The sequence below is a fragment of the Pseudomonas sp. SMN5 genome (assembly GCF_052041925.1).
Taxonomy (GTDB): domain Bacteria; phylum Pseudomonadota; class Gammaproteobacteria; order Pseudomonadales; family Pseudomonadaceae; genus Aquipseudomonas.
Genome location: NZ_JBKGGX010000013.1, coordinates 126,229 through 148,361, shown reverse-complemented (window position 1 = coordinate 148,361; position 22,133 = coordinate 126,229). Strand labels below are relative to the sequence as shown.

Here is a 22,133-nt window from a genome sequence, read left to right as displayed (position 1 = left end):
CGCCCCTCACTCCGGACTCGTGAACAGTGCAGACTGCCAACCGCAACGCCTTGATGACCCGACTCGCCACTTCACCCGACGACATCGCCACACGAGCGTCACTTTATTGCGATCTGCTGAACACCAGCGAGGCGTCCCTGGACGGCCTGCGAGTCGCCGCCGGCCTCGGCGATCCAGCGGCAAAATTGGCTATCGCCCAACGGAACAGCACCGCACATCGCAATCGCCCCGGACCTTTATTGCCGCAGTTGCGTGGTCTACCGGTCGATCATCTGGAACTCGATGATGCCGAGCCGCAGTGGCTCGACGCCCTGGCCGGGTTGCCGTTGCGTACTTTGGTACTCAACAGCCCGAGGTTCAGTTGCGACCCGGATCTGTGGCGACGGTTGCCAGATCTTGCGCTCGAAACGCTGGAGATCAGCGGTTTTTCCCGCCATGACAATGCCTCCTGCCTCCCTTCGCTCGAACGGCTGCGCAGCCTGAAGCTGGAAACCTACGGTGACGACTTCGACGACCGTTTCCTCAAGCAGCTCGCCCACAGCCCGCTGCAAGCCTTGTCGCTTAATCGTTGCGATGAAATTTCCGACGACGGTCTTCTCGAACTCTCACAGCTGAAATTGCGCTCGCTCACCCTACAGCGTGCCGGTGAACTCACTTCGCGGGGCATGGCGCATCTGTGCGGTCATCCGCTGGAACAACTGTCGATCGAGGGCAGTGGCGCGATTCTGAAGGATCCGTCCTGGCTCACCCGCCTGACCGGGTTGCGTTCCCTGAGCCTCGATGACTGTTACGCGAGCGAGGCCGCGGTGCTCGCTATCCGAAGTTTGCCCATCGAGCGGCTTTCGCTTCAATCGGCTTATGTGGGCGAGGAGGAACTGGAACTACTCGAAGGGATGCCGCTTGCGGAGCTGGATCTCAAGTCGTCGCGGATGATGATCGAACAGCTCGACGTGCTGCACGGCTTTCCGCTGAAGCGCCTGGGGCTCTCCGATGTGCAGGGTGTATGCGCCGACACGTTGAGGGATCTGCGTGGGTTGAATCTGGAGTCTCTGGATCTCTCGTTGAATGACATTACTTGGAAGGAACTGAAACAACTGGCTGGCCTGCCGCTTAGAAGGCTTGACTTGAGTTTTTGCCAGGGGATCGACGGCAAGACGTTACGTAAGCTCAGCGAACTGGGCCTGCCCTTGGAGCAATTGGAGATCAGTGGCTTGGACCTGCGCGATGGCGATCTGGCCTGTTTGCGTAACCTGCCGCTGCAACGCCTGGGCCTGTATGAAAGTCCTTGGTTGACCGATGCCGGCGTGGCGCATTTGGCGGGGTTGCCATTGCGGGACCTGACGCTAGAAGCCGGGCCGGGGGAGTCGCGGCTTACGTCGGCCATGGTGTCGGTGCTGGAACACTTGCCGCTGGAGAGCTTGTCGTTGCGCAATGGCTCGCAAATCAGTGCTCAGGGATGGGACCGCCTGGCCAGGTTACCGGCCTACGTCAGGGGGCCGGGCATTTGACGCTCGCCCTGTGGGAGCAAGTTGCTCCCACAGGGCGTCGCTGTTGTGGACCGCAGCTTACCAGTTGTAACTCAGCTTCGCCGTGATCTCACGCCCCGGGTTGTAGTAGTTCGCGGTCCCCGAACCGACCACATGTTGCTCATCCAGAAGGTTGCTGACGTTAATTGCCAGGTCGGTGCCTTTGTAGAGCTTATAGTTGAACGCCGCATCGAACAGCGTGGTGCCATCGCTGGTGCCGGTGTTGGCCGCGTCGAAGTAGTAGGAGCCCACATACCGTGCGCCCAGACCAACGCTGACATCGGTGTCGGGTACGTTGTAATAGGTCCACAACGAAGCGGAGTGTTTCGGCGCGGTGGCGAACTCATTTCCTTTGAGTGAGCTGCCGTCGTACAAGGTCCCGCGCAACACTTCGGACTCCATGTAGGAGTAGCCGCCCACCAGGCTCAGGTTAGGGGTCAGCTCAGCCTTGGCTTCCAGGTCCAGCCCGCGCACCCGTGATTCGCCAACGGTCTGTTGCTCGATGACTCCACTGGGCAATACGACAGCGATGCTGACATTTTCCTGGGTCAAGTCGTAGACCGCCGCCGAGAACAATGCGTCCATCCCGATGGGCGCGTATTTCACACCCACTTCGTATTGCTTGCCTGTCTTCGGGACAACGCCAACGGTTGGCGGCGAGACCGATTCCACCATGCTGACGTAAGTGGAAACTTCGTCGTTGACGATATAGGTCAGCGCGCCGCGATAGGAGGTTTCCGAGAAGTTGTCCGATTCTTTCAGGTTATTGATGTCGGTGCTGGACAGGTCCAGTGAGTCGTTGCGCACGCCGGCAGTGACGATAAAGCGCTCGTAGAAGGACAGGTTCTGCTGCAGGAACACGGCCTTGGTCTTGGTATCGAGCTTGTCGTTGCTGTAGGGCGCTACGCCGCTTGGCACCCCCGTGAATACCGGGTGGGCAAGGTCGATGGAGCCCGTCGGGGAATACACGGAGCTTTCCTCGGTCGAGGAGTCGCCATACTCCACGCCCACCAAGGTACTGCTGTCGATGTTTTCGAAACGGGCATCGTATTGCAGCATCAAGTTGCCGTTCAGCTGCTCGGCTTCGCTGTCGGTGCCAAAGATATAACGCGGGACTGTGGTTCCGGTGCGAGTCGTGGAGTCGCTGAGGAACACATAGCCGAAATCATCGTTCAGTTCGCTGTAGCGAAGGTTGCTGCGCAATACGAACCCATTATCGAAATCATGGCTGAAGGTGCCACTGATGTTGGTGCGCTCGACATCGTGGAAGTTGTAGCTGGGCTCGCCGTAGAACTTCTTGCGGTCATATTCCTTGTCCAGCGGATAACCACCGCTGTTAGGCGAGCTTTGGGTTTTCAGGTAGTCGACGATCACCGAGGCCGAAGTGAAGTCCGTGGGTGACCAGGTCAGGCCGCCCATCAAGAACTTGTTGTCGTCCCGGGAGTGGTCGTACTCGCGATCGCTGTCTTGCAGCTTTGCCGTGAAGCGACCGGCCACGGTCTGTTCCTGGTTCAGCGAGTCCCCGACGTCGATGCCGGATTCGACATGGTCGAAAGAACCGTAGGTGACATAGCCCTGGCCGAACTTGTCGAAGCGTGGCTTCTTGCTCACGAAGTTCACCGAGCCGCCGGGGTCGGCCGGGCCGAACAGTGTGGAGTTGGCCCCGCGTATCACCTCGACGCGCTCATAAGCGAAAGGCTCCTCGCGCACGCCACGCATTGAGCCCAGGGTCAGACCGTCCCGATAGGTCGTGGCCTGGAAGCCGCGAATCTGGAAGTAGTCGTTGCGGTCGTCCGTGCCGTAATAATCGGTTATCACCCCTGGCGTGTACTGCAGCAGTTCTTCGGTCGTGCTCACGCTGCGCTGCTGCATTTCCTTGTCGGTCACCACGGAGACCGAGGCGGGCGTGTTGAGAATGCTGGTGGCCACTTTACCGCCGACCCAGAGTTCCTGGGCGACTACCGAGTGAGTGTCTTCGGTGCCGTCGACCCGGGCCTTGGCGTTGACGAGGATGGGGGCGAGGCGATAGTCGTCGAGTTCGCCCTCGGCTCTGGTTTGCGGCGTTAGCAGGTAAGCGTTCGGCCCTTGCTGTTGCACTTCTATGTCGCTGCCCTGCAACAACGAAGACAGGGCTTGGGGAATATCTAACGCGCCGCTCACACCTCGGGTGTTGCGGTTCGCCACGCTTGAGGCATCGAAGGACAGGCTGATGCCGGCCTCACGCGCAAAGCGATCCAGCGCCGGGGCCAGTGGTCCGGCGGGAATATTCCACTGGTGAACCGGGTGGGTTTGATCGACGCTCGTCGATTGCGCCAGGGACGGCAGTGCGTAGCTGCTGACGATGAAGCCAAGTGCGGCGCCGTGCAGGGCACGATTCAGTCGAAGACGCTGTGGAACCGGGGACGAACTCATTTACTCGCTCCGTGAAAGGGATCGGCAGATCGGCCTGTATTTCAGCCTTTCTTACATGCCGAACGAGAATGAGAAATCACCTCATTTTTATTTAAATATTCGCATAGCGAAAAAATGCATCTAACTGGCCGCGCTCAACGTCACCCAATACTGGGTTCGATAATCGATCTGCAGGTGCAGTGACTGCGCAACCAAGGCCAGTACCCGGTCGGTATCGGCGAGCTGAAAGGTTCCGGAAACGCGCAGGTCCGAGACCTCTTCGGCGCAGCGCAATACGCCGGGGCGATAACGCGACAGGGCCTGGATAAAATCACCGAGGCGCATGTTGCGGGCGCTGATCACGCCGTCGCTCCAGCTCCACAGATCCAGGCCATCGTCCTTGAGCTCACGAACGTCCTTTGAGGTGAACAGCCGCTGATTGGCGGCCAGGACGATGTCTTGGACCGGGCTTTGACTGGACCCGGGAAATACTGTGACTGCACCGGTCTGCACCGCGAGGACGGTTCCGTCGTCACGTTCGTGCACCAGGAACCGAGCATCGAGGGTGCGTATGAATCCGTCGCGTGTCTGTAGCCACAAGGGACGCGGTTGCGCCGAACCGGCATCGGCGCCGGTGTTCACGATGATTTCGCCGCGCCGCAGCACGACCAGGCGTCGTTGCGCGTTGAAATAGCTGTCGACGGCACTGTCGCTATTGAGTTGGAGAAGGCTGCCGTCATCGAGCTGCAAGCGTTTGCGTTCGCCGGTCCTGCTGTGCTGCTGGGCAAGCATGGCCGGCAGCGGTGTGTAGTTGCGGCCCAACCAGGTCGCTCCACCCAACGTAGCCAACACACCCAACAGCTTCAGGCTTTGGCGCCGATGCATGCCGGCGCGGGTGCCTTTGAGGGTGTGCCGGACCAGATCAGGTGGAACGCCCGCGAAGTCATCGCCGAGGGTTTCTACACGCTGCCACGCTAACAGATGCTCCGGGCGCTGCCGCAGCCAGTGCTCGAAAATGCTCCGGGTTTGCTCATCGGCGGGGTTGAAGCGCAGGCGCACCAGCCAGTGGATTGCCTGGTCGACCACCGCTGGGTCAAGCGCTTGCGCGTCACTGTTCGGCATAGCGCAAGCGATAGCAATGTTGCAGGGCCTTGGCCAGGTCGCGTTCAATCGTAGAGCGGGAAACACCGAGTTTCTCGGCGATCTGCTGGCAGGTCAGGCCGTCGAGCTGGGCCAGTAGAAACGCCTCGCGAACCCTCGGCTTGAGCAGGTCCAGCAGACGATCGATCCGCTCAAGGCTGTCCAGAATCAACAACCGTTCCTCTTCAGAAGGGATTTCCTGGGAGGGCAGCAGCGCAAGGCTTTCGAGGTAGGCGCGTTCGAGCTCGCGACGGCGATACCGATCGATCATCAGCCCACGTGCGATGCTGCTCAGGTAGGCACGAGGTTCGCGCAGGGGGCTTGCTTGACGGGATTTGAGCAGGCGCACGAACGTGTCTTGCGCCAGGTCTGCGGCACTCTCGCGGCAACCGATGCGCCGGCTCAGCCAGCCGTGCAACCAGGAATGATGGCTGCGGTAGAGCAGCGCGAGATCGGCATGGCCCAATGTGTCGTTGCTGCGCGTCAGCATACCGGAGACTACATAATTGATAATGAATCGCATTATATTCAGGCTGAAGAGGCCTGGGCAACTTTGCCGGACGTGAGGCTCGCTCTGGTATTTGCCTTGATAGGACTAGGCAAGGCTGCAAGGCAAACCGGCATAGGTGACCCTGGACAGCGATGGCTAACATGCGCACACCTACTGATGGGAGTTCGTCATGCACCGCATAAAAACCCTGTTTATCACCGGCGTCAGCAGTGGCTTCGGCCACGCCCTGGCCCAGCAAGCATTGGCGGCCGGCCACCGGGTCATCGGCACTGTACGCAGCGAGGCGGACCTCAAGGCCTTCGAGCAACTGTCCGCCGATCGCGCTCACGGCGTCCTCCTCGATGTCACCGACTTCGCCCGGATCGACAGCGTGGTCGCCACCACAGAAGCGGCCCACGGCCCGGTCGATGTGTTGGTCAACAACGCCGGCTATGGGCATGAGGGCATCGTCGAAGAGTCGCCGCTGGAGGAAATGCGTCGTCAGTTCGACGTCAACGTGTTCGGCGCGGTGGCGATGATCAAGGCATTCCTGCCCTATTTCCGTAAGCGTCGTGCCGGGCATATCCTCAATATCACGTCCATGGGTGGCACGATCACGATGCCTGGGATCGCCTATTACTGCGGCAGCAAGTTCGCCCTCGAAGGGATTTCCGATACGCTGAGCAAAGAGTTGCAACCGTTCAACATCTTCGTGACGGCTGTCGCGCCTGGCTCATTCCGCACTGATTGGGCGGGCCGTTCGATGCGGCGCACCCAGCGCAGCATCGAGGACTATGACGCGCTCTTCGACCCGATCCGCACGGCTCGCGAAGCCAAGAGCGGCAAGCAACCGGGCGATCCACAAAAGGCAGCCCAGGCGATGTTGCAAGTGATTGCCAGCCCGACGCCGCCGGCCCATCTGTTATTAGGCAGCGACGCACTGGGCCTGGTGCGTGACAAGCTGGACCGTGCCGCCAAAGAGATCGATCAATGGGAAGCGCTGACTCGTTCGACCGACGGCTGAAGAGCAGGCGAGGGGAGACACCGATGACACAGGCCGACGCAAATACCGCACGCATGGTGCAGTTGATGGAGCAGCTGGCGCCGGTCGAGGGCTACAACCTCAGCGCACTGGATGACATCCGGTTCTTACGCTCCAACCGGCCGCTAAGCCGAACGCCGGTGTTGTACGACCCCGGTATCGTCATCCTGTGCCAGGGGCGCAAGCGCGGTTACCTGGGGGATGAGGTTTACGTTTACGACGCTCGGCATTATCTGGTGGTCTCCGTGCCCGTTCCTTTCACCATGGAGACCGATGCCAGCGAGGCGGAACCCATGCTGGCGGTCTACATGCGCCTGGACTTCCAATTGGCCAGTGAACTGCTGCTGCAAGTGGATGAAACCCTGGGGCCGAGCGATGCCCAGCCCAAGGGAATGTATGCCTCGCCCATGGACGATTCGCTCTGCGCCTCGACGCTGCGGTTTCTCGAAGCCATGAGTCGTCCGGGTGACGCACAGATACTCGGACCGGCGCTGGTGCGGGAAATCTATTACCGCATCCTCACCGGCGAACAGGGCGGTTCCATGCGTGCGGCGCTGAGGCGCCAGGGGCACTTCGGCCAGATTACCCGGGCGATTCGCAGGATCCACAGCGGCTACTCGGAGCGTCTGGACGTTGAATCCCTCGCCCGCGAAGCCAACATGAGCGTGCCCAACTTTCATCTGCACTTTCGCAACGTGACGGACTCGTCCCCCATGCAATACCTGAAGTCGACGCGCCTGCACCAGGCGCGGTTATTAATGTTGCGTAACGCCATGAACGCCTCGACGGCGGCGTTCACTGTCGGCTACGAAAGTGCCTCGCAGTTCAGCCGCGAATTCAAGCGCCTCTTTGGCCGCACGCCCCAGGCTGAAGTCGAGCGGATGAAGGCTGCTTATGCGTTGCCTGCGCCTTCATCGTCGTCGGATTATGTTTCGTCGCATTAATGATCGCCTTCTAGCGATCTCAGAATGGGCGGCCAGAATCGTTTACTCGATTCGAGTGTTCGGCAGGTGTGCCATTTTTCGACAGCCTCAATGGAAATCAGGTCCCAATCTGTGGACATACTGCTGTCTGCGAAACTAGGATAATTTCCCCAAAAACGTTCGAGCCAATAGAAATGATCTCCGATCCTGGAACGCCGACGCTCGATCAACTCAAAGTTTTCCTGACTGTGGTTGAGGTGGGCAGCTTTGCCGCGGCCGCTCGAAAACTGCATCGTGCTACATCGGTCGTGAGCTATACGATTTCTAACCTTGAAATGCAGCTTGGGGTCTCGCTGTTTGACCGCAAAACCACGCGCAAACCGCAACTGACGGGGGCCGGTCGAACCGTGCTGGCCGAAGCACGCACCATTACCAACGGCGTAAACGGGCTCCGGGCAAAAGTCTCTGGGTTGCTGCATGGATTAGAGGCGGAGGTTCACCTCGCGCTAGACGTAATGCTCCCTGCCGATCGCGTAGTCGATGCGCTGAAGACGTTCAGAGAAGTATTTCCCACCGTCACCTTGCACTTGCATATGGAAGCCCTGGGAGCAGTGACTCAGCTGGTTATGAACAAGAAAGCCGGAGTTGGCGTCAGCGGCCCGCTGGATATCGGTCTGGACGGCATCGAGCGCATCGGCGTGGGCAGCGTTCAATTGATACCCGTCGCATCGCCTGCTCATCCGCTGGCGGAGGAATGCCCCAAATTGCCTGGGGCTGCGAGGGAGTTCGTTCAATTGGTCTTATCAGACCGCTCAACGCTTACCGGTGACAAAGATTTCGCCGTCGTGAGCACACGCACCTGGCGGTTGGCAGATCTGGGCGCTAAACACATGCTTCTGAAAGAGGGTATCGGCTGGGGAAACATGCCCATGCCCATGGTTAAAGCTGACCTAGAAGAGGGGCGCCTGGTCGAGCTGGATATGCCTGACTGCAAAGGCGGTACTTATGCGTTCGACGCTATTTATAGAACTGACTCGCCACCTGGTCCGGCTGGGCGTTGGTTAATAGAACGGTTCGGTCAACAAGCGGGAAGTGCCTGAGCTTTTCGACAAAGAAGCAAAATCCCGACAGGCTGAGCAAGGCTGCGAAAGAGGAGCACCTTAAAAAGGGGGACATTGGAACTGTCGAAAGCGACTACCCAATGACTACTTGGAGACACGACATGACTGACTTCACCCCAACCCCCAATGAAGTGGCTGACAAAGTAATTCTGGTGACCGGCGCGGCTAGCGGTATTGGTAAAGCTATTACCGAACTTCTCCATTCTCGCGGTGCGAAAGTGATTGCGGAGGACATCGACCCGTCCGTGAACGCTCTTGAGCGCCCCGGCATTGTCCCCTTCGTAGCAGACATCACCGTAGATGGCTCGGCCGAGAAAGCGGTTGCCCTGGCAGTCGAGAAGTTCGGCAAGCTGGATGTCCTGGTTAATAACGCGGGGCGCATCCTTTATAAACCTGTCATCGAAATGACTCGCGAAGACTGGACTTGGCAGATGGAAACCAACGTCACCGGAGCTTTCCTTCACTCCCGTGAAGCGATGAAGGAAATGATGAAAAACAAATCCGGTGCGATCGTAAATATCGCCTCGTATGCCTCCTACTTTGCATTCCCCGGTATCGCGGCATATACCGCATCCAAAGGTGCCTTGGCCCAGCTGACGCGCACCCAGGCGCTCGAGGCGATCGAACATGGCATCCGCGTAAACGCTATCGGGGTAGGGGATGTGGTGACCAACTTGCTGAACCACTTCATGGACGACGGCCGCGGCTTCCTGGAGGAGCATGGCAAATCTGCCCCTATTGGCCGTGCTGCGGCGCCTGAGGAGATCGCAGAAATTGTTTCCTTCCTTGCCTCCGAGCGCGCCAGCTTCATTGTTGGCTCGGTAGTGATGGCCGACGGCGGCATGAGCATCCCTGTGGGCTGATGCCTTGCCTCAAGACGCGTGGGGCGTTCTGCACCACGCGTTTTTTCTTTTTTCGGTCATTAGCGGAGGCGACATGACTGCTTTTCGAAATTCCGACTTTCCATTAATCGACGTTCGTCAGCATCTGGATTCACTTGCGATAGTGGCTTGGCGTTATGCCCACCTCGCGCTTGAACACTTGCGAAAAGTGGCTTGGGCTGCTGTAACCGACGTCAAGTCCAATGTCGATAATGCTGCGATCTGTCTCTAAAAGAAGCTGTCGGGCTCGGGCCATTCTCAGTCGGATGAAAAACTGAGACGGCGAATGCCCGGTGGCTTTCTTGAACAATCGGCTGAAGTGAAACTCGCTCATACCAGCCCCTTCAGCCAATGTTCCTAAACTGAACTCCCTGTGCAAATTAGCTTCCATCTCCTCCAGTACTCGCCGCAGCTTGTATGCAGGCAGGGAATTGCGGTGAGCGATATCCTCAGCCGAATCGTCCAGGTAATTGCGGGCAAGGTGAACGGCCAGGCACTGCGCCAATCCCTGGAGAAAAAGCGCACTGCCCGTGGAATGATCGGTCAGCTCTTTGCGAAACTGCTCCATCAGCATGGACAGGACGCCGTCGCGGCCACCCGATACCTCACGCAGACGAACCGCACCAGGTCCGCCAAGCGTCTCGCTAATGGCTCTCTCCAGAAGCGCAATACCAAGGTAGATATGCATCACCACGAATGCTTCTTCGCCGGAGACGTTCCAGCGCATTTCATAAGGTTCGGCCGATGTGGTAAGAAAAAAATCGCCCTTGCTCACGACACTGGTTTCCCATTCACCACCCAAGATTCTTTCATCAACCTCAGCCGTTCCAGAAATGACCCATACCAGCAAGGGTTCGGCCACTGCAGGCACGATAAAGCTGTCCTCTTGCCGTTCGCGGTTGAATATCTGGACTAATACGTCGCGTGCATCGAGCTCATCCGAGGCAGCAAGACGCTTGCCGCGGATATAGGCTTCCAGCCCTAGTGGGGAGGTCCGTTCAGCGTGATCCTTATTCATCAAGGCATCTCGGAAAATAGGTGAAAAAAGCGAATCCAGCGGCCGCTAGGTTGAGGCCATCCATTGGCGAAGCAGTTCCACGACCTTGTTAATCCTTCTTGGCGACCTCGATGGAGGCCGTATCCGATGCCCATCCGAGCGCAATAAAAATGCCGGAATTTTCATTCCGGCTCCTGTGACTCATCATTTCTAATTTATAGAACCTAAAAGTCGAAATTAATCGGCTATTAAGCAAAGCTGGAGGGTGACAGTATCTCCTCCCACAACAGCTCTTCAGAGGGAAGCGCTGAACCTAAAGGGGTCTACCGTCATGTCTCAAACAGCAAGCATCTCCGGCGTTGCCGTTGCACCCGTCACCCACCTGAACAGCGCTGTTTCATTAGCGGGTCGAGTTTTTTTGAGCGCCATTTTTATTCTTTCAGGCGTATCCAAAATTGGCGCACCCGCCATGATGATCGGTTACATCGGCTCCGTTGGGCTGCCATTCCCGCAACTGGCGTTGGCTGTCGCGATCGCTGTTGAAATTCTGGGCGGTGCTGCGTTGATCGCTGGCTACCGCACTCGCGCTACCGCCGCAGTGCTCGCGGTTTTCAGTGTCTTTACCGCATTGATTTTCCATAGTGCTCTGGCTGACCAGAACCAGTTCATCCATTTCTTCAAAAATATCGCTATGGCCGGCGGGCTTCTGCAAATCGTCGCTTTTGGCGCGGGTCGATTCAGCCTCGATGCTCGTCGCAGCTGATTCAATCATCGGCACGTCTGACATCGCCAGTGAACCTTGTCCTTCGCAAACGAGAGAATTCATGAAAGCTATCCAAGTAGCACACTACGGCCAGGCCGAAGCGTTGGAGCTGAAAGAAGTTCCAGACCTTTCCCCCAACGACGATCAGGTTCTGATCAATGTCGCTGGCAGCGGAATCAATCCAATCGATTGGAAAATTCTGTCCGGCTCCATGAAGCAGTTCATTCCCCTGCCATTGCCTTACACACCTGGCGTAGAGGTTTCGGGAACGGTCGCCGCAGTTGGCAAGAACGTTATTGACTTCGTAGTTGGCGACCAGGTGTTCGGGTTTATCGGCATTGTTGGCGGATATGCGACGCAAGCACTTTCCACGGCAGATCGGCTGGCTCATCTCCCTACGAACCTGTCGTTGTTACAGGCGGGCGGCGTACCGGCTGCAGCGTTGACCGCGTGGCAAGCATTGCATGAGCACGCTGCTCTCCAGACCGGCCAAAAGGTCCTTATTCATGGTGGCGCAGGTGGTGTGGGTAGCTTCGCTATTCAACTCGCTCACCTTGCGGGTGCGTATGTGATCGCAACCAGTTCTGCAAAAAACCATGACTACCTCCGCTCGCTTGGCGCGGATGAGGTAATTGACTACACCCTCGCGCGATTCGAAGACAGCGTCGCTGATGTCGATGCCGTAATTGATCTGGTGGGCGGAGAGACGCAGGCTCGCTCCTGGAGCGTGATCAAGCGGGGAGGCGTCTTGGTCTCATCCGTCAGCGCTCCCGATACAGAAATGGCGCGTGCATACGGCGTCAGTGGCAAGAACTTCGCTACTCGCTCGGATGGACGTCAATTAGCAGAAATCGCCGCGCTTTTTACAGCGGGTAAGCTCCAGCTTCAGGCCCAGGTGCTACCGCTTACCGAAGTTGTCGACGCGGTGAAACAGAGCTGGGCCGGACACACCCGCGGGAAAATCATTCTTGATGTCAATCGCTGAAAGATCCTGGAACGGCCCTGCAGAGGGCTGTTTTGTCTCCCCCCTGTCTTGCTGAATCGCTTCGCCGCTCCATCGGACGGGTACCGCCTCTACTACGGCTAAATCAGGCTCCTGCCGATTGATGCACCACCATCAACATAGAGCGTCTGACCAGTAATAAAAGAGCTGTGCTCATCAAGCAAGAAAGTCGCTGCGGCAGTCAAATTGGACGGGGGAATGCAGGGAGCGGTTGAGTGAGGGGATCGGGAAAAAGGGGATGGGGATCGCTACATAGACGTACACGACAGACTCATCGCGGGCATCACACCATCCCATAGCTGCCCGCGAAGGCAGACAACTACGGGATTCTTTGCGCTCGATTGACGCTGACAGTAGGCCGGGAATAGCCTTATGGCTTGGCCTTGCCCAGTTGCTTGCCAGTCTCGGTGACGATGGCACTGAGGCCTTGCTCGTTGATCTTCTTCCAGTCGCTGTCAGTGGCCACCTGCATGCTGTCGCGTGCACCGCTGATCACCTCCAGTGGCGCGGCACCGGGGCTTTCGATTTTCAAGTGGGCCTTGTTGTTCACGGCCACAGTGAATGCACCGGGAGAAAACCACGACCAGTATTCGATAATGTGCACATTCACCGCTGCGGCGCTTGGGGTTGGTGTCGTTACGACTTGGTAGCCAGCCTGCTGATAAGCGGTAGCCACCGCGTTGCCCACCAGTTGCGACACAGTACGACCCGAAGGCAGCACCACATCGCCCAGGCCTTTACCGAAACCGTTGCGCTTACGCCCAATGGCCCGTTGAGTGATGCTGGTGTCGTTCACTTCTTCATCGTTTTTCAGCGAAGGGATATCGGCGCTGCGCGGGTCGATCTGAAACACCCGCTCATCCACGGCGCTGATGTACACCTGCCGACCTTGACCCTGAGTGCCGGCTTGCGGTGCAGGGCCCGTGACGTCGACCTCGGAACGGTTGGTCGCGCATCCCACCAATGAGGCGAGAGCGAGGGCGACGATGGAAGCTTTTAAATACGGCATGGTGGTTCCTGAACGGTTCGTTAGTCCTTGGTGGCCCTTGGCCTGTATTGGGGCGAGGGCGACCGGGAGCTTAGCGGTTGTGTGGTACTCAGGGAAGTGGGGTGTGCACTATTTAATGGGGGTGACAAGGAAATGGGGGCGAGAGCGCTGGGAGCTGTCCTAACAGGGGGGCTGTTGGATTGTGGGCCTAAACCGAGCCTGATGGCATAAAAGGGACTTGCGGGAATTGCTAAGTGCATGATTTGTAATGCTTGTATGGGCCGGGGTAATTTTACCCTTCTCGTTAAACTATTGATTTTTGATATTAATATTTTATTTTTGGGTTGGAATACCAAATGGAATACCGTGCCGAATTGCACTTTACCTGACTACCCGGTGCATTCGATCTGAGCCCCGATTTCATCGGAGTTGAACAGCACGCTTCGTACCAATGATCTGCAGAGAATTGCCCATAGCTGCCGGTTGCGATAAACAGAAATCGGCCATATACGGTCTCTTGGTAAGCCCATGGCCTTCAGACCTAGTGTTTTAGGCCGACAACCAGATGTCTGTGTCTACAGTTTGTAGCGAAGTTCGCTCCGCCGTTCGGGCACATGCGAAAAGGGTGCCAGATGTAGTTATGCATAGCGCAGGGAAGACCGTCCACTACCATTGTCAAGGAGAGCTTAAAATGATCCTGAACGTTTCATTGCGAGATGTATCCAGTTATGCGCCTGGAGCTAATGCTGTGCTGGGGCCGCTTAAGAAAATCAACTTGATTTATGGACAAAATGGTACTGGTAAAACCACGATTGGAAACTTCTTGCAAGCTACGGACGAACCCATGTTCCACGGCTGCCGGATGGATGGGGCTAACGGACAGCCAGACATCCTTGTGTACAACCAAAATTTCGTCGAGAAGAATTTTCATGGCGGCGGGCAGCCGGGAATTTTCACGCTGAACCAAGGTAACATCGAAGCCGAGAAAGCCCTCGCCGGAGCAGAAGCGACGATCAAGAAGCTGGCTACTGAGGAGGAGGTGGAGCTCCAGGCCGGCCAGGAGATCAAGACTGCGCAAGACGCCTTGGAGGAGGCTCTGAAGGAAGGCATTTGGGCCCCAAGGAAGCAGGCGGAGAACACGTCGCTCCGGTATTGTCTCCAAGGTCCGAACACCAAAGATCGGCTACTGGAGAAGGTCAAAGGCTTGGTCTACAAGGAGTCGACTGACACCTTCGAGCGTCTGGCCGCTGAGGTCGACGAGATCAATAAGGCCAGCGATCAGCCGGTTCCTTCGATCCGCAAGCTCACTTTTTCCGAACAAGCGGTAGAGGAGTCCCCGCTATTTCAGGAACGGATAACAGCGTCTGACGAGTCTTACCTGTCCGCCTTGATCCTTAAGCTTGGCAACTCCGATTGGGTCAAGCACTCTTTCGATTTTTTCAATGAGCACTCTGAACAATGCCCGCTCTGCCAGCAGTCGCTACCAGATGATCTCTACCATCAGCTCCAGAAGGTGTTCGATACGACCTACGAGGAGCGTATTAGGAGCCTCGACACGCTTCGCGCGCAGTACCAGAGAGCCGCCAGCCAGATCCTGTCAGAGATTGAAGGGGTGACCTATCCCAACTCCTTGCTGACCGAGCTGACTTCTGAGCTGAAGGCACTGGTTATCTCGAACCTTCGCCTGGTCGAAGATAAGCTCCGGACACCCTCGACCTCTGTTGAGCTGGCTCCGACGGCACCCAAGATCATAGAGATCAATGCCCTGATCGCGGTCGAACAAGCACGGATCGATGCCATCAACGAGAAGGTTCGAGAGAAAACCAAACACCTTAGCCTGATTGCTGATCGGTTCTGGAACTGCTACCGGGGACTCTGCGATGAACAGTTCAAACATGCTGAGCCTAAAATTGAAGAGTTTGTCCGTCAGCGTACGATGAAGCGGGAAGCCGTTACCAACATACGCAGGGATATCGCTGCCCAAGGCCGTCTCGTTGCGGATGCCAAATCCCAAATTACTAACATCGACCAAGCAGTCGGGAACATCAACCGCTGGTTGGGCTTGCTGGGCCTACAGGGCTTCAAGTTGGTACGGGAAGAAGGGGAAGTCCCTCAGTACCGTTTGCAGCGGCTCGAAGCTCAGGAGAAGGTCTTTAAAACCTTGAGCGAAGGTGAGAAGACGCTAATTTCATTCCTTTACTTCCTCGAAGTGTGCAATGGTGAGCTTGATGCCAATTCGACTAAGGTAAAGGCTGATCGGATCGTGGTGATCGATGATCCGATTTCCAGTCTCTCGCACAACTACGTTTACGACGTAGCGACCCTCATCCGCCGAGAGGTGCTCCTGCCAGCAAGTCGCTTCAAGCAGGTATTAGTGTTGACGCATAACCTGTTCTTCTTCCATGAGCTGATCAAGCTCATAGAGGATGATCAGCGCAGTGGGGATCTAGCTCTCTTCAAGGTTTCAAAGTCGGTGTACAGCGTCATCCACCCACTGAGAAAAGAAGATATCAAAAACGACTATCAGGCGTTCTGGCACACTTTGAAAGATGCGCTGGAGGGAAAAGCGTCGCCCTCCCTCATACCAAACATGATGCGGAACATCTTGGAGTACTACTTCAGCTTCGTTCAACACAAAGACAGGCTTTGGAAAGCCTTGGATGGTCTGGCCGAAGCGAACCCCAACTTCCGTGCCTTCTACCGCTACATCAATCGAGAGTCGCATTCCGACCCGGTGAACATTACCGAATTCGGCGACATCAATGCGCAACAGTACCTTGATCAGTTCCGGCAGGTCTTTGTCGCGACACAGTTCGAGGATCACTTCAATCGCATGATGGCTTGACTCATCGGGCCCGGGCTCGAGCTCCGTGATCGGCGGGGCCTGGGGCTCGGGGTTTGGTCGCTTGAGAGGACGGCCGAATAACGCCTCGCTTTACATGGCAATCTGCCTTCCCAAGCATCCTACCCCCCTGCTACTATCCGATCCGCAGCTACCCCCAAAGATCTCTGTTCCCGCCACGCATTCGATTGCCCTGCTTTGCATATGGGATGTGAAGGCTATCAGCAGTTGGCTGAGAATGAATGGAGAACGTGTCATGAGAAATCATGAAAAAGTAGTGCCGGTTCGGCAATACGATCGTTACCGCTTTGGTCGTTGGGAGAAGGTTCGTAAGCACCTTCGCTCGCTTCCACGTCGGTAATTGAACACCCCTGCGGGGGTGGCTGCATCCTCTCTCGCCTTATCTAGAAAACGTCGATTATCCAGCTTGCGTTGCCGCCCGATCTAATCGCAGACGTGAGCCTGCTCAGGAAATAGGGGACAGATTTATTTTTTTCAGATAATAAATCTGTCCCCTTTTTTCCTGAGCACGTGGTGTCGTGCTAAATCTTCCCGCAAGTCATAGGCGATGAAGCAATCCGCCTCGACTGGGGCTGGATCCGTAACCAAGCCTGGCGGCGCGCATACCGCGAATCAGTGACGCAGAGCGTCCTGCTTGGCCATCGTATCTGCGCGTTCAGCGTCTTTCAGCCATGCCTGAGCGATGGCCTCAAGCAGTGTGTTGGTACGTGCGAAGTCCAACGAGGCATCAGCCCATTCTTGTGCTTGACGGGCCAAACTCCTCTCCTGATCACCGCCTTCCCCTATCGCTTTGCAAAACACACCTCGCATATTGAATCTTTCGATGTGAATCCCGAGTTCTACCTGAGAAGAAGCAAGCGTCTCGATGACATGTCTAACTGCTTCATGTGGCCATGCTCCATCCTTAGAGCTCAATGGTGCATGTGCCAAAACTTGGCCGATCAATTGATCAGTGATGTCCTGACGATTCTGCTCCGCTGCCAAGCGCTGGATCTCAAGACACCAGGCTAGTAGCGCATCCTGGTCGACATCTTGATCAGACTGACCTGGCAAAGACTTTAAGCTTTTCAATAAGCGATAAGCATTAGTGGCTCGGCTTTTCTGCAATGCAGAAGTATCCACTGGTTTTTCGTCCTTGGCTCTAAACACTTGACACACCATTTCCATGAAGAAGCTGGGCTGTTCAAGCAGCATTTTATGCAAGGCTTTTGGATCGTCGCGTAGCATCGGGAGGTAGGTAAACTCCAGACTCGCAATTTGTTCCAGCGTGGTGTCCGGTCGGTCGGCCAGCTCACTAATGACTTTCTCAATGTCAAAGAAGCTGGTGGCCATACGATCGCCAGGCTGGGAGTTTTGCTCCTCAACGCCCTCGATTAGCAGCGCTACAACATCCTCTGTCGGAATCTCACCGAGTCTGCGGGATACGGCGCTTAAGCCAGCGACAGGACGCCCAACCTCTCGATATTTGCGGACTGCGTGGAGCAGCTCATCGGTGCTTACTTCAAGCGGGTAGGGTGTTTTCAGAGACCAATAGGCTTTCGTTATCTCGTCTCCGAAGGACTCGATGTACAGCCATGTCTGCATATTCTCCGGGATACGTTCGATCATTCTAACTACACGATCAGAACCTAGGCCGACTCTCAGTACTGCCGAACGCGCCGCCTGCTTCCACTTATCTGAAAAGCGAGTGATTCCATCCGACATCACTGCTCCAGCAGCAAACTCTAGCTCCTGCAATGCGCTACTTAGCAGGCCAGTAAACAACGCGAGGCGCTCTTCGTAAGACATGTCAAGACGCAATGCGGAGTAAACTACGGAGTGCGGAATCTTGACGCGGCTCGTCATCTGCAAGATGCCCTGAACGCCCAGGGCGTCATACACCGCCTTCAGAGCCTGCAGACGGGCATCCTCCACAACCTTGGTTGGGTCAGCATCATCGTCATCAAGACCGTCCACAGGCGGCATCCAATCGTCGAACAACCAAGTGTGGTTCTCTACTAATGCTTTAGGGGCATATCGGTCGACCAGGGCAGCCAATAGCTCAATACGCTCATTCGGCATCGCCCAATCTGTGGTCGAATATTTCTGGTGATGCTTGACCTCCAGATTCAGGGCTTTCCAGATTTGGGTTCTGTCGTCAGTGTCGACGGCGCTTAGCACTTCACCGAGCCGCTCGACAGCAGAATCGAAAGGAGCATCATGGAAGGTCTGCATTGAGTTAATCAACGAAACCCAGCGCTCCGCAATCGAACCTGCTTCATCTATCGCCAGTGCGATGATCTTGGCTTCACTCTCCCAGACCAGACCATAAGTCAGGGTCTCAGCGTGATCCTGCTCGTACTCCCGAAACTTCGGTTTTTCGGTTGGAGAGCTTGTATCTCCTGAACGGGGTAGCAAGCTAGTGAGCAGCGGCCAAGCAATGCTCGGGACAGCCTTCACCGTTGACTGCAGAACGGCCAACCGACGCTTTGTTCCCACAGATGTACTTGGTACCCAAGAGAGGAAGATTGCGCGCAGACTGTTGATAGGACGGTTGCTCAATTTGCCGCCCGGGTCGATTGCGGCAAGCTTGGCAAGGCATAGCACGGCTCTCTGAAAATAAAAGGCATCCCACGCGATTACTTCCAGTGCCCACAACAAACCGCAGTGGTATGTCACTGGTGCGAGCATTCCGGGGTGCTCGTCGAAAATGTGCCGGATTGACGGCGAGTCGCCCTCAAGCTGGCGCTCGAGGGCTTCAAGAAAAGGGCCAGGAGATGCCTCAGCAAGCAGCGCAAGATTTTGGTTCAGGCTTGCCATCAACGTATGGTTGGTCGACAGGCCGTGAATCGACCTAACCAAGCCATCTACAAAAGCTTGCGGGTCACCCCCCGCTACCGTGAAGCCAGCATGCTTATGCAGTACTGCCATATGTAGTAGCGTGGTCATCAATCCGTTTCTGAGTTGTTCGCTGTGCGAGGTTTCCAGGTCGCGCTTGTTGCGCATTACGAATGGTTCGTCTGCAGTCGGAGGCTTATGCGAGGCCACAGCCGACTCGAAAACAGTGGTCAAAGCCGCTTTGAATAGGTCAAGGTGCTTGCGTCCGACCCGAGGAGCAAGGTGCAAGAACGCATCTACTGGGGCTTTTGTCGCCCACAAATTCTCAATGCGTTCGATGGGCGAATCCTGCATGACCAAGAATCTGAGCAGCTCATCCTCGGTTTCGTCATAAGGTTTCTGGCTGAGCGAGCTGAGAACTTGTTGATCATGCTCGATATCACAGACCCATGCTCCTGCCAACATTGCTGGTATTAATGCATCAGCCTCGCCGATCCATGTTGGCAACTCAGCGGTACCGCTAGGCTTCTGTCGAGCCAAGACCGCCAGGCTCCGACCACATTTGCGGGCAGTTTCATACCCTTCGCTTTCAGACATACCCATGCCGGTGAACGCTTTACCAAGTTGGGTGCTGGTCGGTCGCGTCAGCTCGACATGATCGCTCTTTTTGTCATCCGCCCCGGCGCTTATCACTGTAGGGCCAGAAGTTTTGAGGAGTCCAACGCAGCTGCGCGCACCGTTTCGGGGAAGGTAGATAAGGTTGCACGTGTTGACTAAGTGCCTAGCTGCATCCTCTGTCTCAACAACCAAGGTGCGGGCTTCGAGCGGCTTGCGCACAGTTTCGGGCGCCTTGCGAATAGCGGCGACTGCAAAGGCGATGACTTCATCGGTAGTGTCCGCAGCAAACGCCAAGCGCCCACTTCCCTGGGCCAGGTTTCGCAGCAGATCTTCAGCCTGGGATTCACGCCCTGCGAGCAGAACGTCTTCCGACAGTGCAGGATCATAGCGGTTGGAAAAGGACTGCCAGAACTCTTCCGTGCTGAGCACACCTTGTTGTGGTGCGCTCCTGAACTGGTAACGGGCCCATCGGGATGCTACAGCCGGACTTTGCCCAAGCCAATCCTCCAGCAACGGGCCATCAAGGTAGACGACACGCTTCCAATCCCCTTGGTTGTTCTTTTCATCAAGCCAGTCCTCAACCTTTACCTTAGGCGTGTCCCACGTCCTTGGCGATACGATGACTAGGGTGTGCTGAGCACGTGTTTCTGCATCCACCTCGGCGGTGCGCTTGTTATAGTCACCTTGTGCCTTAGTTTTGCCTGCGCCATTAGTCCCGAACTCCCAAATCGACTTCCCGTCGGGCACGAACGGGGAAGTTGAATCGACATCAAGGTAGCCATCAAACCCTCGGATCTGCCCCATGTCACCCTGCAGAAATCGAAGCCGCCTGACTCTCGAGGCTGTGGCCCAGATCAGGTCAGCCACCAGTTCGGGCATTTTATCCTTGGCTTGGAGGGTGTCGGCCCACTGCCCTAGTTCAAGCGCGCTGATCCATTTCAACGTATCTCTCCTTTCGCATGGTGCAGCGGTGTGGCCGAAACGGCGCGGCCCCTTAGCAGAAGCGCACTCTACCGTACGCCAGAATAAAACTGCCAAGCATGCAGCGGATACAGTCAGTCCCTCGTGCCTAGCCCCAGAGCGCCTAAAAAGAGATATCTCCACTTGAACGCAGAACACTCCTCCCAGCCAGGGTAAAGCTACCTACAAAACCTACAGAACTAGGTTTCGTGGGTTTTGTAGGTCGCCCCGCCGGCCTTTTTAGTAAACAAGCTAGTTTGGAGCTACGTTTTTCGCCAGACATAGAGTGTCGATGGGCGGCCACCTTTTTCTCCGGCCACCTCGTAGCCAACGATGAAGTCGTATTCAGCCAGAACTGCGAGCGCATTATTTACGGCATCCTGCGAACCCAATCCCGTCCAATCCTTCTGGCGCAGTTCCCGTGCGGTAAACGGCTCGGGAAATTTCTGCTGACGTTCTAGGAGCAACCGTGCCCCGAGAAGTGGGGCGTTGATTGCCGCGCCGTACAGTCGCTGGGCATGGCTCATCAGGCAGTTTGCCCGTTCAATGGCGCGCTCATTGGACTCTCGGCCCACAGCTTCCCGCCCACCTTCCATCAACTCAAATAGCAGAGCCAAGCCCGCAATGGTTTTCGGGATTTTCAATGGGATTGCAGTGCCTGAAAAAGGGGACAGATTTATTTTTTCAAATAATAAATTTGTCCCCTTTTTTCACTACTTCGGGCGAATCATACCTCTGAGGTTGCTTTCACGCACGACTGCACCCACTGCGAAACGCGCGATGAGCGCTTCAACAATCTCCATCGTGCCCGGCGGCGCTAAAGGTCCTATCAAAATTTCCGCATTCATCAGCGCTTTGTGATCTAGCTTCAGGTCGACGTGAAGAGGGCTAGGGATTCCTCTTATGAGGTCGACGCCTTTTCGATGCCAGATTTTTCTGGATTCAATATATGCAGATGCGTCGCCGGTGTACGGCTCTGTGGGACCCGGCGCGGCGACCATTACGAACCGATACTCTTGCTGAAACGCCCACGCGTCAGACTTCAAGAATGCGATTTCAGTGCCTTCACCATGGAGTGTGATTTCATTGTCACTGGATACGGTAGCAAATCGCCCAATCGCAGCGGATACGTCCGGCACGTAGTTCACTGGTTGACCGAATGTTTGTCTCATCTGAGACGTAGGAAGCAGCGTTATGTTGGCGGCGAGCATCTCTTCAACGCTGTACGGCGCTTCAAGATCGAGGAATTGAAAATTCTCGTGCCACCTGATATCGATTGGACGCCACGTGAAGGGGTCAGAGCGGAGCGAAAGGCGAACACCCCGCATAGAGTCTCCGTACATTGCCCACTGCGGTATGCTTTCTTCGTCGGCTGCAGACCAGCAGCTTGCAAACATCCGCGCCCCGAGAGGAAAAGGGCCCAGCGACCGGCCTTCGGTTATGTCATCAAACTGGTCTAAGCGAGTGAAGCGTAAAGTCTGGTGCCTAAGTATCAAAGCCAACGTGTTCACTGTCGTGTAGTGATGCAGCATCGGTGCAATTCCCTGCGAGATCGATTCCGAGTAGTACGAATAAGTGGAGCCTAACCCGACTCCGTAGCCCGTTCATTG

Annotated in this window: 16 protein-coding genes and 1 pseudogene; 8 read left to right on the top strand and 9 right to left on the bottom strand. The window is 56.3% G+C overall.

Annotated features, from left to right (window positions below; all coding sequences use genetic code 11):
* Nucleotides 1-26: 26 nt before the first annotated feature.
* Nucleotides 27-1,508, top strand: a complete 1,482-nt coding sequence (locus ACLEJR_RS15290; RefSeq protein WP_440814845.1) for a leucine-rich repeat domain-containing protein — start codon at nucleotides 27-29, stop codon at nucleotides 1,506-1,508.
* Nucleotides 1,509-1,565: 57 nt separating this feature from the next.
* On the opposite strand, the gene ACLEJR_RS15285 is transcribed toward ACLEJR_RS15290, so the two are convergent.
* The 3 genes from ACLEJR_RS15285 to ACLEJR_RS15275 form a co-directional block, all read right to left on the bottom strand.
* A complete protein-coding gene (locus ACLEJR_RS15285; RefSeq protein WP_440814844.1) occupies nucleotides 1,566-3,938 on the bottom strand; it encodes a TonB-dependent siderophore receptor in 2,373 nt (790 codons plus the stop codon).
* 120 nt (nucleotides 3,939-4,058) lie between these two features.
* Entirely contained in the window at nucleotides 4,059-5,039 is a 981-nt protein-coding gene (locus tag ACLEJR_RS15280; protein ID WP_440814843.1) for a DUF4880 domain-containing protein, read from the bottom strand.
* Complete coding sequence (locus tag ACLEJR_RS15275; RefSeq protein ID WP_440793602.1) at nucleotides 5,026-5,547, bottom strand: sigma-70 family RNA polymerase sigma factor; 522 nt, start codon at nucleotides 5,545-5,547, stop codon at nucleotides 5,026-5,028. Before ACLEJR_RS15275 ends, ACLEJR_RS15280 begins: the two co-directional genes overlap by 14 nt.
* A gap of 190 nt (nucleotides 5,548-5,737) precedes the next feature.
* On the opposite strand from ACLEJR_RS15275, the gene ACLEJR_RS15270 reads away from it, so the two are divergent.
* From ACLEJR_RS15270 to ACLEJR_RS15255, 4 genes are all read left to right on the top strand, one after another.
* Complete coding sequence (locus tag ACLEJR_RS15270) at nucleotides 5,738-6,571, top strand: oxidoreductase (RefSeq protein ID WP_440793603.1); 834 nt, start codon at nucleotides 5,738-5,740, stop codon at nucleotides 6,569-6,571.
* 23 nt (nucleotides 6,572-6,594) lie between these two features.
* Complete coding sequence (locus ACLEJR_RS15265; RefSeq protein ID WP_440814842.1) at nucleotides 6,595-7,533, top strand: AraC family transcriptional regulator N-terminal domain-containing protein; 939 nt, start codon at nucleotides 6,595-6,597, stop codon at nucleotides 7,531-7,533.
* A 173-nt stretch (nucleotides 7,534-7,706) separates the two neighbouring features.
* On the top strand, nucleotides 7,707-8,612 hold the full coding sequence (locus ACLEJR_RS15260; RefSeq protein ID WP_440793607.1) for a LysR family transcriptional regulator: 906 nt from the start codon (nucleotides 7,707-7,709) through the stop codon (nucleotides 8,610-8,612).
* A 122-nt stretch (nucleotides 8,613-8,734) separates the two neighbouring features.
* On the top strand, nucleotides 8,735-9,496 hold the full coding sequence (locus ACLEJR_RS15255; protein ID WP_340662440.1) for an SDR family NAD(P)-dependent oxidoreductase: 762 nt from the start codon (nucleotides 8,735-8,737) through the stop codon (nucleotides 9,494-9,496).
* A 130-nt stretch (nucleotides 9,497-9,626) separates the two neighbouring features.
* On the opposite strand, the gene ACLEJR_RS15250 is transcribed toward ACLEJR_RS15255, so the two are convergent.
* Nucleotides 9,627-10,532, bottom strand: a complete 906-nt coding sequence (locus tag ACLEJR_RS15250; protein WP_440793609.1) for a helix-turn-helix domain-containing protein — start codon at nucleotides 10,530-10,532, stop codon at nucleotides 9,627-9,629.
* A gap of 310 nt (nucleotides 10,533-10,842) precedes the next feature.
* Between ACLEJR_RS15250 and ACLEJR_RS15245 the strand changes: the two genes are divergently transcribed.
* Both ACLEJR_RS15245 and ACLEJR_RS15240 read left to right on the top strand, forming a co-directional pair.
* On the top strand, nucleotides 10,843-11,274 hold the full coding sequence (locus tag ACLEJR_RS15245) for a DoxX family protein (protein ID WP_440793610.1): 432 nt from the start codon (nucleotides 10,843-10,845) through the stop codon (nucleotides 11,272-11,274).
* A 61-nt stretch (nucleotides 11,275-11,335) separates the two neighbouring features.
* Nucleotides 11,336-12,259: an NADP-dependent oxidoreductase gene (locus ACLEJR_RS15240; protein WP_440814840.1), complete on the top strand. Its 924-nt coding sequence runs from the start codon at nucleotides 11,336-11,338 to the stop codon at nucleotides 12,257-12,259.
* A gap of 98 nt (nucleotides 12,260-12,357) precedes the next feature.
* On the opposite strand, the pseudogene ACLEJR_RS15235 reads toward ACLEJR_RS15240, so the two are convergent.
* Nucleotides 12,358-12,471: pseudogene (locus ACLEJR_RS15235) on the bottom strand (SDR family oxidoreductase); the annotation flags it as partial.
* Nucleotides 12,472-12,647: 176 nt separating this feature from the next.
* Nucleotides 12,648-13,286 carry a flagellar biosynthesis protein gene (locus ACLEJR_RS15230; RefSeq protein WP_440814839.1) on the bottom strand — a complete coding sequence of 213 codons (639 nt, stop codon included), beginning with the start codon at nucleotides 13,284-13,286 and terminating at the stop codon, nucleotides 12,648-12,650.
* A 670-nt stretch (nucleotides 13,287-13,956) separates the two neighbouring features.
* On the opposite strand from ACLEJR_RS15230, the gene ACLEJR_RS15225 reads away from it, so the two are divergent.
* Entirely contained in the window at nucleotides 13,957-16,110 is a 2,154-nt protein-coding gene (locus tag ACLEJR_RS15225) for an AAA family ATPase (protein ID WP_440814838.1), read from the top strand.
* A 630-nt stretch (nucleotides 16,111-16,740) separates the two neighbouring features.
* Here the strand turns inward: ACLEJR_RS15225 and ACLEJR_RS15220 are convergent.
* The 3 genes from ACLEJR_RS15220 to ACLEJR_RS15210 form a co-directional block, all read right to left on the bottom strand.
* A complete protein-coding gene (locus ACLEJR_RS15220; protein ID WP_440814836.1) occupies nucleotides 16,741-20,505 on the bottom strand; it encodes a hypothetical protein in 3,765 nt (1,254 codons plus the stop codon).
* A 281-nt stretch (nucleotides 20,506-20,786) separates the two neighbouring features.
* The gene (locus tag ACLEJR_RS15215; protein WP_440814834.1) at nucleotides 20,787-21,167 is read right to left on the bottom strand and encodes a hypothetical protein; all 381 of its coding nucleotides are present in this window, start codon (nucleotides 21,165-21,167) and stop codon (nucleotides 20,787-20,789) included.
* 69 nt (nucleotides 21,168-21,236) lie between these two features.
* Nucleotides 21,237-22,055 (bottom strand): hypothetical protein, encoded by an 819-nt coding sequence (locus tag ACLEJR_RS15210; RefSeq protein ID WP_440814833.1) that lies wholly within the window; start codon nucleotides 22,053-22,055, stop codon nucleotides 21,237-21,239.
* Nucleotides 22,056-22,133: the final 78 nt, after the last annotated feature.

Excerpts from the sequence above, each read along its gene's own strand:
- ACLEJR_RS15285 (WP_440814844.1), bottom strand. The coding sequence starts at position 3,938 with ATGAGTTCGTCCCCGGTTCCACAGCGTCTTCGACTGAATCGTGCCCTG.
- ACLEJR_RS15280 (WP_440814843.1), bottom strand. The coding sequence starts at position 5,039 with ATGCCGAACAGTGACGCGCAAGCGCTTGACCCAGCGGTGGTCGACCAG.
- ACLEJR_RS15275 (WP_440793602.1), bottom strand. The coding sequence starts at position 5,547 with ATGCTGACGCGCAGCAACGACACATTGGGCCATGCCGATCTCGCGCTG.
- ACLEJR_RS15270 (WP_440793603.1), top strand. The coding sequence starts at position 5,738 with ATGCACCGCATAAAAACCCTGTTTATCACCGGCGTCAGCAGTGGCTTC.
- ACLEJR_RS15265 (WP_440814842.1), top strand. The coding sequence starts at position 6,595 with ATGACACAGGCCGACGCAAATACCGCACGCATGGTGCAGTTGATGGAG.
- ACLEJR_RS15260 (WP_440793607.1), top strand. The coding sequence starts at position 7,707 with ATGATCTCCGATCCTGGAACGCCGACGCTCGATCAACTCAAAGTTTTC.
- ACLEJR_RS15255 (WP_340662440.1), top strand. The coding sequence starts at position 8,735 with ATGACTGACTTCACCCCAACCCCCAATGAAGTGGCTGACAAAGTAATT.
- ACLEJR_RS15250 (WP_440793609.1), bottom strand. The coding sequence starts at position 10,532 with ATGAATAAGGATCACGCTGAACGGACCTCCCCACTAGGGCTGGAAGCC.
- ACLEJR_RS15245 (WP_440793610.1), top strand. The coding sequence starts at position 10,843 with ATGTCTCAAACAGCAAGCATCTCCGGCGTTGCCGTTGCACCCGTCACC.
- ACLEJR_RS15240 (WP_440814840.1), top strand. The coding sequence starts at position 11,336 with ATGAAAGCTATCCAAGTAGCACACTACGGCCAGGCCGAAGCGTTGGAG.
- ACLEJR_RS15230 (WP_440814839.1), bottom strand. The coding sequence starts at position 13,286 with ATGCCGTATTTAAAAGCTTCCATCGTCGCCCTCGCTCTCGCCTCATTG.
- ACLEJR_RS15225 (WP_440814838.1), top strand. The coding sequence starts at position 13,957 with ATGATCCTGAACGTTTCATTGCGAGATGTATCCAGTTATGCGCCTGGA.
- ACLEJR_RS15210 (WP_440814833.1), bottom strand. The coding sequence starts at position 22,055 with ATGCTGCATCACTACACGACAGTGAACACGTTGGCTTTGATACTTAGG.